12 protein-coding genes are annotated in these 12,464 nt (G+C 38.4%); 7 read left to right on the forward strand and 5 right to left on the reverse strand.

The genetic code is table 11. From position 1 onward, the window contains the following. Positions 1–6 precede the first annotated feature (6 nt). The 4 genes from ACMFNG_RS09380 to ACMFNG_RS09395 form a co-directional block, all read right to left on the reverse strand. On the reverse strand, positions 7–2,493 hold the full coding sequence (locus ACMFNG_RS09380) for a DUF2341 domain-containing protein (protein ID WP_011012448.1): 2,487 nt from the start codon (positions 2,491–2,493) through the stop codon (positions 7–9). Beyond that, positions 2,493–4,658 (reverse strand): hypothetical protein, encoded by a 2,166-nt coding sequence (locus tag ACMFNG_RS09385; protein WP_014835379.1) that lies wholly within the window; start codon positions 4,656–4,658, stop codon positions 2,493–2,495. The genes ACMFNG_RS09380 and ACMFNG_RS09385 overlap by 1 nt, the downstream gene beginning before the upstream one ends. Beyond that, positions 4,655–6,076: a hypothetical protein gene (locus ACMFNG_RS09390; protein ID WP_048059091.1), complete on the reverse strand. Its 1,422-nt coding sequence runs from the start codon at positions 6,074–6,076 to the stop codon at positions 4,655–4,657. The genes ACMFNG_RS09385 and ACMFNG_RS09390 overlap by 4 nt, the downstream gene beginning before the upstream one ends. A gap of 78 nt (positions 6,077–6,154) precedes the next feature. Further along, positions 6,155–6,574: a hypothetical protein gene (locus ACMFNG_RS09395; RefSeq protein ID WP_011012451.1), complete on the reverse strand. Its 420-nt coding sequence runs from the start codon at positions 6,572–6,574 to the stop codon at positions 6,155–6,157. 116 nt (positions 6,575–6,690) lie between these two features. Here ACMFNG_RS09395 and ACMFNG_RS09400 point away from each other — a divergent pair, with 116 nt between their 5' ends. Beyond that, a complete protein-coding gene (locus ACMFNG_RS09400) occupies positions 6,691–6,894 on the forward strand; it encodes an antitoxin (protein WP_011012452.1) in 204 nt (67 codons plus the stop codon). A 733-nt stretch (positions 6,895–7,627) separates the two neighbouring features. Here ACMFNG_RS09400 and ACMFNG_RS09405 read toward each other — a convergent pair. Continuing rightward, complete coding sequence (locus tag ACMFNG_RS09405) at positions 7,628–7,897, reverse strand: hypothetical protein (RefSeq protein WP_011012453.1); 270 nt, start codon at positions 7,895–7,897, stop codon at positions 7,628–7,630. Positions 7,898–7,967: 70 nt separating this feature from the next. On the opposite strand from ACMFNG_RS09405, the gene ACMFNG_RS09410 reads away from it, so the two are divergent. The 6 genes from ACMFNG_RS09410 (at position 7,968) to ACMFNG_RS09435 (ending at position 12,451) form a co-directional block, all read left to right on the forward strand. Then, positions 7,968–9,458, forward strand: coding sequence for a hypothetical protein (locus ACMFNG_RS09410; protein ID WP_011012455.1), 1,491 nt, complete (start codon positions 7,968–7,970; stop codon positions 9,456–9,458). A gap of 147 nt (positions 9,459–9,605) precedes the next feature. Next, positions 9,606–9,989, forward strand: a complete 384-nt coding sequence (locus ACMFNG_RS09415) for a hypothetical protein (RefSeq protein WP_014835381.1) — start codon at positions 9,606–9,608, stop codon at positions 9,987–9,989. A gap of 22 nt (positions 9,990–10,011) precedes the next feature. Next, positions 10,012–10,719 (forward strand): hypothetical protein, encoded by a 708-nt coding sequence (locus tag ACMFNG_RS09420; RefSeq protein WP_011012457.1) that lies wholly within the window; start codon positions 10,012–10,014, stop codon positions 10,717–10,719. A 1-nt stretch (position 10,720) separates the two neighbouring features. Continuing rightward, positions 10,721–11,374 (forward strand): DNA-processing protein DprA, encoded by a 654-nt coding sequence (gene dprA / locus ACMFNG_RS09425; RefSeq protein ID WP_011012458.1) that lies wholly within the window; start codon positions 10,721–10,723, stop codon positions 11,372–11,374. A gap of 204 nt (positions 11,375–11,578) precedes the next feature. After that, on the forward strand, positions 11,579–12,136 hold the full coding sequence (locus ACMFNG_RS09430; RefSeq protein WP_011012459.1) for an NYN domain-containing protein: 558 nt from the start codon (positions 11,579–11,581) through the stop codon (positions 12,134–12,136). Positions 12,137–12,193: 57 nt separating this feature from the next. Beyond that, positions 12,194–12,451, forward strand: coding sequence for a DUF262 domain-containing protein (locus ACMFNG_RS09435; RefSeq protein ID WP_014835383.1), 258 nt, complete (start codon positions 12,194–12,196; stop codon positions 12,449–12,451). Positions 12,452–12,464: the final 13 nt, after the last annotated feature.

Here is a 12,464-nt window from a genome sequence, read left to right on the forward strand (position 1 = left end):
TTCACCTCACTGACAATTATAGCCATATAAGAGTTCACATGCTCCTCTTGGTCCGAATATTTCTTTAGCTGTATTCTCATCGAGGAAGAACGGAATTAGTGATAGATTTGTTCCCGAATAACTTCCGAAAGATATGCCCCAAACTCTATATCCTTCAACTTTATCTCCATGTCTGAAGTAATATGTAAGGAAATAGTAGTCTGCACTGCTAACATTAGTTATTGTCAGTCCAAAATTGGCCATAAGAGTGGAAAGCTTTTGGTCGTAGGAAGGATGAGGTATCATAAAGCTTACTAGGCCTATTGGGTAGTATCCGCTAGGAGGCTTGTAGTTTAGCTCTTCTTGCATTTTATGAGCTAATGCTACGTATTTGTCGTGATTTGCGTTACTCCCCTCGAGCCTCTCAAAGAATGACCATCCACTTTCGAGTGCAAAATACCTTTGATCTTCAAGGCAGCTTATGAAAGGTTGAATGTCGTAGACTGAGGCGTTAACTATCTCTTTTGCGGAAGTTGTTGGTTTGCTCTCAATTACATCACTTGGAGTTGTACTCTTCCAATAAAACGTTATTCCATTAAAGTAGGGATCATCGAGTAGATCTGTGTTGGGTCTTTTTCTAACTAAGACATAGTCATAGTATGTCCAAATATAATCGTATTCACTATCCGTGACAAGATAAATGTAGGCGAGCTCAGAAAAAATCCTTAGATAATAATAATTATAATACTCATTATAATCATCGTTTAATCTGTTTTGTGAGTTTGCATTGCTGTCAAGGACATCTTTAAATTTTGCATCATAATATCCTTCACTAACATTATTCATAATGGCTTCATAGGTGTGGTAAGTAGTGATATCAGAACGTCCAGAGTCTCCAGTTGTTAGGTAGTTCCGCCAGGGTCTATGAATAGCTATTCCCTCACCGGAATCTTTATTACCATTTATAACATTAGGATCTATATCATCTGTGAACAATAGGATACCTCCTTGGTTGTCTTCTACTCCAACTCCACTGTCCCAATTTATTTTATTCCCTATAATCCTTATCTCTCCTTTCATTCTAAACCTTACAGAGAATGACCCTGTAAATCCAATATAGTACTTACTTTTTACTGCAAGTACATTATTACCTCCTTGAATATAAAGTTCCCCGTTGCTTTGAGTTGGTGTGACATCAACAGCCTCCCACTTGTCCGTCCATGTAGAATCCTCAAAGTCATCAAAAAATATGAATACGGCCTCTCCATTTCCTTTTGTTGGTGTTCCGCTACCAAAGTACAGTGAATACGTTTTTCTGCCTCCATTCGGAATGCTGTCTCTAATCCAAATTAGTGCTTTCTGGTTTGTTGGATCCCAGTATTCTATCCAAAATGGAATCGGATTGCAGTTTGAGTCATAAATTTCGATTGCAGCGCCTTTTCTGAATATATCTTGATCATTGGTAGTTTGGGTGTTTGAAAATATGAAGTCGAGAATTTCCTGTGTAAATCCTTTTGCCGTAGATATTAATAATGGTATTTGATAATCATCTAAGTCAATTCCTACGTTATTTTGGATAGTCAAGTTTATCCTGTACTGAAGTGACGAACACCATCTAACTTCGCTTCCCTTTCCTCCCTCAAATACCAAAACTCCCCTATCTCCATTATTAAGAATAAAATCTCTCGGACTTACTTTAACACCATTAATTGTAAGATTTGTGATATAGTAACCTGTGTCGGAATCCACTATATGGGTAGCGTTAGAAATAAATTCAATGCCAAATCTCCCAACTAAAACTCCACTTCCAATCCCCTCACCTTCGGCAAAAGTAAAGGGGGGAGATATGTTGGAATAAGCGTACTCACAGGCTCTCAATGAGCGTTTATACCTACCCTTTGTCATTGCGGAGTGGAAAGGATCTTCAAGATTATTTAGGTTTACTATGGAGTATGCATATCCTTTTCTCGGTAGAGAGCCACTATAAATAACTTTCCCAGAAAGATCTTCTATGGTGATGTTGGGAATTCTAATCTTGATAACAATTGTGAAAGCATCAAGGGGTGCAACCAGAATTTCGGTATTTGCAAGTATTTCGTCTTTTGAAGGTTTGAGTATATATCCCTGCTTCTTTAGAATTCTTTCAACTCCACTAAGCCATGCTTCAAGAGTTTGATTGCCCATTATCCTGGTAGCATCGTACCCTGGAAGAGAAGAGGAACGTCCATAAAATATCAGCTCGGCAATTGTTTTGTTAGCCATTCCACTGATAAAGTTTGTAGTAGTAGCTACATAGTCAATGGTAGCAATGATTGCTCTTTTTCCGGAAATTTCAACGCTCTTTTCCAGCTCAATTTCAAGGAAATTCACAACGCTGTACGTTCTCTCTGCTTGGGATCTTTCTGCTTGGGAATGCATTACATAGGAGGATATCTCGGCATATGTTGCTGCCAATAGAAGAAGAGGGATAATTAGAATTAAGAGTGTAGAATTTATGATGAACCCTCTCCTCATTAACTCTCCCTCCATACTCTAAGGGTTATTTGAATTGGCTCGAATAAACCTGGAATCTCTCCCATTGACGCAAATTCTATATTCACATTTTCTGGGAGCTTAACTGTAATTGGTGAGTCCCTAGTCCCGTACCCTCCAAGATTCTTGAAGAGTCTAATTATGGCGTCATCTACGGCATATTGTTTGCTTCCTTCGAGGAGTTCTTCTGCACTTAACTGGCAATAAGGCTCTTCACCTGCTGTTATTGTATCCTCATAAACGTTTATGCCATCAGTCCAGTGGTATGTTATATTATATCCCCCACATCCTTCCCGTATATACTTTGGAAAGACCTTTCCATAGCCAGCATACGCATTTAGGAAATACTTTACTACTCCCCTAGTAGCCCCCTTTCTATAAGATGTTCCCCCTTCGTCTACTCCAACATCAAGTGTTGCTGTGAATGTGTTTTCTTGATTTGGAATCATCATATACTGCTCGTTTAACCTAGTATAGGCAATTCTTAATGAATAAACGCCATTTGGCCCGCTGTAAAACTCGTATCTATTTTCAATTAGCCTCTGGGTAGTGCTTGATGCAAAACAATAGCCAACCCAGAGATCTACATACCAGGGCTCTGCATAGGGAGGGAGGGTATACTTAAAGCTCAGACTCTTGTATGTATCAGTTCCACAGTCCCATCCAGTGTAATCAGAGTATTTGATGTCCGAGTAGCCTACCTTTATTGATACTGGAATGCTGTAGGGAGTTCTCAAGATTTTTGGCGTGTACTTAATTTCAATTATGGAGTCTGGATATCCATAGAGTCTGCGAGTTCTTACCCCTCCACAGTCAGGACAGGTTATAGGGTAATACTCTCCATTATACCATATAAAGTAATAACCTCCTCCATAAAGAAATCTTCCAATGTTCTCGTCATACTTGGCATCAACAGCTAATACAAAGTCAAAGACCATCTTGGAGAGATTTGAATACGACACTCCTATCCGAGATAATCCCTCTCGTATTTCATCATCAGTAAACTCCACAGTTTCGATTGATGCGGGATCAACGTATTTCTCGGAAATTAGCCAAAGATTTTCTCCTAATCCATAGTATAACCTAACTACTTGAGCCCCTTTAACTTTAAATTTCATATTTATACTCTCAATATCTCCTGGGACGAAGTTTTCAAGCAAGTAAATAAACCCTGTATATTGGGAGGTGACGTCATAAATTTTTATGACTCCCGGGTCTTCTACATATGGAATGCTACTTAGGTATTTCACATATATTGTTGTACCGCTTCCTATACCCATTTCCCAATAAGAAGAGGAATTATAAAATTTGAATTCTATCACGTTGTCCCCAGGAACGAGGTAATCTTTTATGTCGGGGGCATTTGGAGCCCCTGAGGTTAGAGATACTCTGTTCCCATTAATATAGACCTCCATTTTTTCGTCACTTCTTTTTACAAAGTTTCCATCTGCCTCTAAAATTTTGCTATCAATAGGTAGGTATATGGTTGCATTTACATATAACTCGTTACTCCATATATGTAATGTGTTCTTCCATTCTATTCCTGCCCAGGCCTCAGCAAGAACTCTCATAAATCCGAATAAGTCTTCTCTAACGGATGTAGCTCTAGTTAAGTATGCCCTTGCCATATATCCCCTGGGGGTCTGATTGTATGCATAACCACTCATTAGAAGAGTGGCCTCTGAAACATATGGAGCTTTAGAGTAGTTGCTTCCAACTCTTCTCAGATATGGGCTCGTGTAATTATTAATCAAGAGTTCGTAGTTATATCCTTTCAAAGTTTGGTTAAGGATGTAGCCTAAAATTATCTCAGCCTTATGCTTTAGATCTTTTTCCGGAAATATGGGATCTGTTGCCCAATAAGTAGCAACGATATCTAAGGGTGACATATCTGGTGAGACTATTTCGGAATCCAATATTCCACTCTCACTCCACTTTAAAATTATTTCAGACGAGACTAGCTGGTTTAATGGTGCCGTCCTAAGAACAATAAGAACATTCTCTGCAGTATGCTGGTATTGGGAGACTAAATAACTTGAATATACCTCTCTCTCAGTCCTCAGTAGGGAAAAAGTACCAGCTACAACTACAGTTGTTAATAGTAAGGCTAGGAGAGCATCGAGGGTAAATATGAATCCCTTCCTCATGAATCATCCCACACCCACAGTTTTATTATAGCAGCGTCTAATTTTGGAGCAAGCGCCCACTTAATATCTGGAATTATTTCTATCTTTACTGAACCTCTGTCCCATCCCTCCAAAGAGTAGAGCCACATTGCAACTGTATCTCCTTCTTGGGGATTGCCAAAGAGATCTTTTAGGGGTATTGATATCGAAGTACTGTTTCCAGTATAGTGAATTGAAGTGTTTCCATGAACTACAACCGCTCTAACGATGTTTTCAAAAGGCATTCTGTATATCATAAGTCCACTCATATCGGATTTTGATAGCACTACAAAGGACATGTTTCCTGGAAGATCGGGAACTGTAATCTTAAGGTAAGAGCCCGCAGGAAGTTGAGATCTAAGAACTCCATAGATCATAGGGACTTCAGAGGATGGATTTGCTGAGAGGTCGTAGAGAAAGGTCTCAATGCTCACTGTTCTCTTTTCCACTTCTACCCAGGGAGAACGCTCCATTGATGCCTCGATTATAATTTTATCGTTGATAACAGTTCCGTTTATCACGCTAAAGGACAAAGTAGGAATATCCTGAAGTTCAACAACTTGAGCAAATGTGTAGTTTCCTAGGATATTTGGAACTGTGCTGTCGTATGCGGAAACAGTGACTACGACGTTTCCCTGTCCAGTAATCTTTAACGTCTGCCAGCATGGATTGAAGTTAATTTGAAGGTCACTTGTTTTATTGAGAATGAATATCTCTATAACAGTTCCCGGAGGTACAATGATAGGAGGCCTATCGTCTTTTTTATCATCTATTGAAGTGCTTTCTGTTGTTATTATCTTCATATAATTTATATAACTTTCATCCTCTTTTTTATTATTTTTATTACCAAGCTTTAGTACGTTTCCCTTTACTAATTTACAGACTTCTTCATTTTCATATTCGGTTCCGTCAGATCTTCTTAAGAGAATGTAGCTAACGGTAAAGTCTCTTCCATCTGGGCTTTCCACTCTAAAATTGGCCCCACCAGAAGGATTATCAAGTCCAAAAGTAACATTTGCAAGGTATACTCTGGGAAAAGTCCCGTTAATGCTAACATTATATCTTGAGAGAAAGACCTCAAGCATGAAGTCTTTCCCGTTGGAAATATCTATGGCTTTTCCAATAACCTCGGGAGAAGAAAGCTTCATAACTTTGAGATAATCTAGAGCGTAGCTCCTGTTAGAACTTCTAAGTCCAACAACTTCCAACTTTGAGATATCTAGATGCCAATCTTCGGGCTCACCTGGGCTCTTTAAAAGAACATCCAACATATTCTCAGCTACGTTAGCTCTCTCATACCAATCGATAAGTGAAACTATCTCATTCTTTATGCTCTCCGATGTAGCAGAGACCGTTCCAATTATCATAACTACAATTACCATTGAGACCAGTGCATCCATGGAAAATACTTGACCCCTCAACGCTCCCACCACTTCATAATTATATTGTGTATGGCTTATTTAACGATTTTGATTCATCTATATGTATCCATGCTCTTGCAAGACACTGATCCACGCTTCCTCAATCTTTCTCGCTAGTACATCTTTTAAAAGCTCTTTTATATCTTCAAATTCAAAAAGGCCCTCCCGATATACTATTCCAGAAGTTTTGAGCTTTATCTCTACTTTCTTCTCATTTTTGTCAATTTTTATATCTTCAACTTCGATTTCATGCTTTTTGAGTACCTCTGCTGTTTTATTCCAGTTACTTTCAAAAACTGTATTTAGAACATCTTCATCTAACTCTCCAATAACATAGGTAATCGTTGCCTGATATTTTATCCCCACAATTTCGGTATCGTTGAAGATTCTCTCTACTTCAGCGTGAAACATGAACCATTCTCTTTCCTTTTCATCTCCCATTCTAATGAGATCTGAGATCGTGATTTTCTTTATCATTTTGTGCACCTCCTTTCACGTTATAAAGAAATAGGCATTTAAACCTTCCTAGAATAAGTTCTTTGATACCTTAAGATGATAGTGGAGAACTAACATTAGCTCCTGCCAAATTCACATTGATACTCAAACCCTCTAAACCTTATTCTTTCTGCTTTACTACTTATCCTTGGAAAAAGTTAAAGCTCAAGGAGCATTCAAAGGTCATCATTAAGATAATTGATGAGGAGGAGATTGAGAAAATCTTGGATTCAATGATTATCGAGAAAGTTGAGGGTATAGATTATAAGAAGCTTAAGGAGACCCACTATGAATCTCTCTAAAGTCTTTGTAGATTCTTATATTCTGGGTAGGATTGGTGACGAGAACGCAAAGGCATTATCTCGTAGAATATTAGATTATCTTGGCTCTCAGGATAAAAAAACTAGTGAACCAAAACGACAATTATGAAAACTCATAAAACAATGAGTTTTAGCTGTAAACTAGCTAGATTAATTATCTCTCAAAACAAACCTAAGCATAATTAATGGGATTTCTGCTGTGCTACTATTAATGAAGCACAAACACCTAAAGAAGTGCTGGAAGAGTTAAAATCAAGCCCATAAATCTTGGAGAAGTTGAATCAAAATATTAATTCAAAAAGTTCCTTATGAGAAAGAAGCGCTAGAGTAGTCACTTGATTGGTAAAGACAATGCATGAAATCTCGGAGGAAGACTACAAACCTGCAAAAGCGTTCGAAAACCAGGCATATTTAATAATATTCTCAGTGTATTTGGGATAACTTAGACATAAAATAAAAAACGGTTACTTCAGTAACCCTTGCAATATCTGCAACTTCCCGCTCATAGTCGTAAATCAGCTTAGAGGAACCACAACTTGGACACTTGCCAATATCCACCCCAAAATACAACAAACACCCTCAAGGAGCCCTTAAAATCAGAATTTCTTGAAATTCTAGGCTTCAGAAATTTTTACCAGAAATATGGTAAGTTTCTGACCACTATTGTATGGAAGTTGTTCTCCACTTAACAACCTAAAATTTCCGTAATGCAAAATTACTGCACTTTCTTTAGATACTTCTCAGCAAACTCCTCAAGATTAAAGGCCAATTGATGGGCAAGCTCGTGAGAAAATCTAAAATACCTCTCAAGATAAAACTCAAAAACTTCATGCAGAATTGTTTTCAATTCTTCCAACTTGTTCTCCTGCTCGACAACTATAATTTCACCTTCCTCAAACCACCATCCTGTTTCTTCAAGAATCTCAGCCCAGTTTGGATAAGAAGCCTTAATCTCAGAAGGCTTAAGAACCCGGACTACAACCACAGTATCACCAATAGACCATTTCTAGCAAACTTTAAATACTTTTCTATTAAATTACAGTTGGGTGAAGATTATGAAATACAAGGATATTAATACACTAAATTACAAAAATTTACAAGACATGGAGTACATTGCAGCCTTGACAGGTAAAGTACCGTACTACGACTTTGAAACAAAAGAGTCAAAATTTATTGAGAAGAACAAAATTCAACAGCTAATTTCAGAGCTCGTAAAGGAGGAAAAGTTTGCTGAGGCAAAAGAGCTGATGGAGTCCTCGAAAAAAGACTACCTTAAAGAGCTTGAGAAAAACCTCACTCCAAAACTCCTCTCCCTCAGGATTTCGTTTCCATTGTGGGTGAAGCTTTACGCTTTGGCACTCAAGCATGAGACTTCCCCATCAGCAATTCTCAGGAGGCTTTTGATCAATGCAACTAAAAGCCTCATTGATGAATTGAACGAGGCAGGGATAATCACTCCAAGGGCTTACTTGCTGATTAAGGAGTCCCTTGACAGCTTGGAGAAACTGCAGGAGAGGAGGACGTTTAATGAGGATGAAGTAGGCAGGAAGTACATACTAATTTATGAACATGAGGAACCGATAAGTGTTTCTGACTTAAAGCACATCCATTATTTCTTGAAGCGTCTTGTGAAAGCCTACGTCAAGCAGGATAACATTCCAGAAGAAATCGTGAACTTGCTTTTTGAGAAAACCGTCGCTAGCGATTTTGAAACCCCTGAGGCGTTCTTTTACACATACGTGGGTGTTTTCAAAGAGAATAATGAGATATTCCTAAGGTTAGGTCCAGAAGTGAATACTCTCGACTTTTACTATGTTGTGTTTGAGTACCCAATAAGAGCAATTCAAGAATTTCCACCAGAAATTGTACTGAAATTTCACAAGAAGATTCTCTTTAATGCCTTCGTGGATTGTCCTCATGTTATTGAAAAGATAAAGGCAAAGCTTGAAGGGGATGAAGCTTTGACTCTTGATGATTACAAGAGCATTTTCTGCCATAACTTTGACAAAGAGATAGAGATATTATTCAGAGAAGGCACCAAGCCGTTTATTTATCCTGAAGGGGGTCAAGAATTCATGCATGTTGAATTTCTGCCCTACTGTTTTGAGGACTATCCCCTACCCCTATTTGGGATGGAGTTTTCAGAAAGAGAGCTTAAGATAGATGGAATAGCTCTCAAGAGAAGGCCAAGCAAAAATGAAGTTAAGGAGAATCTTGAAAGATTAAGGAGCATTGCTAAAAAAGCATACTATGAAGCTGTAGGGTTAAGTGATGAAAAGGTTACTGAAGCGAGGGCAAAAGTCGAGAAAGGAGAAATTGATGAGGAAGTGTTAGAGATTCTCAGTGTTGCTAAGGGTGTCGATGCATTTCTTGACTATCTGCTTGTAAGGCAAGAGGGGGGTAAGGATTTGCTCTCAGCGTTTTCAAAGCCCTCTGAAGTGTTCACAACAACATTTCCAAAGCCTCTCGTCAGAATACTGGAGCTGTTCTATGGAAAGAAAGTAAAAGAGATCTTGGAAGAACTTATTCTCAAAGAACAGCTTTAACTTTTCTTCTTTTTGTCTCCTAATTCTAGTACTTGAAGAGGCATGCACTATGAAAAACCGAAAAATTTAAAATACAACAATATTACAAAATGCAAAAATTTTATATTACGGAAGTTTCTAGTATAATATTACGGAAGAGGTGATAGGGTGGAGACCATTGGTAGTTTTACTGAGCCAAGGTTAATTGTTGGGAGTAAGGATCTTGTACATGAGAAAAATGAAAGAACAAGAGTGTATTCCACAGCTAGGGGAATGAGAGGCCGTGAAAATGGACAAGTATTATTTGAAGCGTTGATTGATTACCTCGTAGCTGATTGTTGGGAATGCACTAAGAAATTAGCAAGTGAAGAATTCGAGAAGACTACTCAAGAACACTGCTTTAAAGTGTTGGCAAAAGAAATTGAATGGGATGTCTCAAAAGCAAGAGTTCTGCTTGAATATGTTGAAATTTTCAAAAATGATTCTTTAATGAAAGGACTTGAAGAGGGTTTTGATTGGTTAAAAATTGATTTGAACTGTTTATCTCCTTAATTTAAAGCCTTGAGGTGACTACATGATGAAGTTCTGTCCTAATTGTGGGAGTTTGATGACGTCCAGAGAAACTCCCAGAGGTACTATTTTTGTTTGCAGAGGCTGCGAAATGGAAATCCTCAGGACTGAAGACATTGAAACGATAATAAAGCTCCCACTTTATGATCCTAAAAAAGTTCCGGAGTTTCATTCTGAGGACTTGTGGATTAACGGTAAGAGAGTCCCTTACTATTTCTTGGGCTATTATCTACCACAAAATAAGACGCAACAAGATGAGTTTTCCAAAAGCGTTTTAGATTTTAAGAAGGGGTACTTAAATGTAATTTCAAAATTTGCAGAGGATGTTGTTAACTTAATCCGCTTTAAAAAGCTGAAACCTGACATAATAATCCCAATACCCAGTAGCAAGAAAGGCGAGATTAGTCTTGGGCACAAATTACTAGTAGACTATGTCTCCAATGAATTGAAAATCAAAAATGGTACTAGAATCTTGCAAAGATGGTATTCTGTTCAAAAATCCCATTTAGCATCCCCAAACAAACGTCCTATAGAAAGAGATCATTACCTTTCAATTACCTGCAAACAAAGGTTAGAGAATATGAAAGTCGTGCTCTTTGATGACATACTCACCACAGGCGATACCGCAAGAGCATGTGTAAGAATAATTTTTGAATGTGGGGCATCGAAAGTGTATTTAATTACTTTGGCAAGGACAAAATTGGTGAGGTAACTTGACTCAAAAAAAGCTTATCGAATACACCAACCCAAGCACCTCTAGAAGGAAGATCACCAGGATACCAATTGATTCCCCCGATTATCCCCCTCTTTTAAAACAGATAAAAGATCCTCCGAAGATAATTTATGCTATTGGCAACGTTAGATTACTAAACAAACCAGCAGTTGCAATTGTAGGCACAAGACAGCCTAGTGAGAGGGGAGAGTATTATGCTGAAAAAGTAGCCGAATTTTATGCAAAACAAGGATTTGTTATTGTTTCTGGCCTCGCTTTGGGTATTGATTCAATTGTCATAAAGACTGCTTTGAAGACTGGGGCCCATGTAATTGGCGTTCTTCCGTCTCCTGTAAACGATATTGTGCCAAAAAGCAACGAAAAACTTGCTGAGAAGATAATTAGAAGTGGAGGTCTTCTTATTTCGGAGCTACCTGAAGGTACTAAACCGAAAAAGTATCATTTTGTCCGCAGGAATAGGATAATTAGTGGGATTTCATTTGCTGTAGTGGTCATTGAATCTGAGTTGAAAGACGGGACAATGCACACAGTGAAATTTGCCAAACAACAGAGGAGGATTATTCTGGTAACTAATCTTCCAGCTAGTGGGAATGCAAAGCTCAAAAATGAGGGCTTTCCAATTTTAGACTTCTAAAGGCTTTGCAAGGCAGTAGTGTTGTGAGAGCATTACCTCCTGATGTCCTCAAAGGTAACATCCTCTAAGTCAGTTGAAATCATAACCATGATCGCTCAAATTATTAAACCGAAAAACTTAAATATGACAACAACAATATTACATAATGAAGAAGATTAACATTACAAAAACTGCTTGCATAATATTACGGAAAAGGTGGGGAGGATGAAGGCGGCTGTGTTGATTGATGGTGAAAATGTTGTGATGTGCCTTAAGAATGCCCTCGGTGGAAAAGTGCAACTTGATAGAGATATTGACTGGAGGAAATTCTTTGAGTATCTCAAATCTCTTGGTTATGAAGTCACAATAGCCAGAATTTATGCAAACCCGTTCATATTCCTAAAAAATCCTCACATTGCCAACAACTTAGAAAAAATGGGTATCAAAGTCGTCTTAGCGGAGTCTACTATGAAGGAAAATGGACCAAAAAGCACGACTGATGCAACCATGATAGTTGATGGGATGAGCATACTTTATGAGAGGCCCGCAATTGATGCTCTCATAATCGTTTCAGGTGACAGAGACTTTCTGCCCCTTGCAGAAAAAGCGAGAGAACTTGGCAGGACAGTACTTTTTGTAGCTTTTCCAGACTCTACCGCAAATGTCATCAAGAACAGGTATCAAGTAATTAACCTCCTTGAGTTCAGTGGACTCAACGAAACTTTTAATAGGAAAATGATTTCAAAAGAAACTAATTTTACTACCATCCATACATTTTCTTAGATCAACATTCGCTGAAGAGGTGTGAGGCATGAGTTTCTTCAACCTCAGAGTCGAAAAATGAGAGTGTTTGACCTCTGGAAGAGTCTTAAGGAAAGAAACAACTACTATCTTCCAGCATTCCAGCGTGATTATGTCTGGGACGAAGACGACATAAAGTCCATGATAGACTCTATCATTCATGGTTATCCAATAGGATCCACACTCTTCTGGAAGCCATCAAGGGAGGAGTTCATAACGGACGATCCATTCTCAGCACCTTTAGCAGACTTTACAGTAGGTCACGGAGGCGACAGCTACTACGTGCTTGACGGATAACAGAGGTTAACTT

Origin of the sequence: Pyrococcus woesei (genome assembly GCF_050496105.1) — an archaeon.
GTDB lineage: Archaea > Methanobacteriota_B > Thermococci > Thermococcales > Thermococcaceae > Pyrococcus > Pyrococcus furiosus.

Coding starts and splice junctions, on each gene's coding strand:
- ACMFNG_RS09390 (WP_048059091.1), bottom strand. CDS start 6,076: ATGGATGCACTGGTCTCAATGGTAATTGTAGTTATGATAATTGGAACG.
- ACMFNG_RS09420 (WP_011012457.1), top strand. CDS start 10,012: ATGATGAAGTTCTGTCCTAATTGTGGGAGTTTGATGACGTCCAGAGAA.
- ACMFNG_RS09395 (WP_011012451.1), bottom strand. CDS start 6,574: ATGATAAAGAAAATCACGATCTCAGATCTCATTAGAATGGGAGATGAA.
- ACMFNG_RS09435 (WP_014835383.1), top strand. CDS start 12,194: ATGAGAGTGTTTGACCTCTGGAAGAGTCTTAAGGAAAGAAACAACTAC.
- ACMFNG_RS09385 (WP_014835379.1), bottom strand. CDS start 4,658: ATGAGGAAGGGATTCATATTTACCCTCGATGCTCTCCTAGCCTTACTA.
- ACMFNG_RS09430 (WP_011012459.1), top strand. CDS start 11,579: ATGAAGGCGGCTGTGTTGATTGATGGTGAAAATGTTGTGATGTGCCTT.
- ACMFNG_RS09410 (WP_011012455.1), top strand. CDS start 7,968: ATGAAATACAAGGATATTAATACACTAAATTACAAAAATTTACAAGAC.
- ACMFNG_RS09380 (WP_011012448.1), bottom strand. CDS start 2,493: ATGAGGAGAGGGTTCATCATAAATTCTACACTCTTAATTCTAATTATC.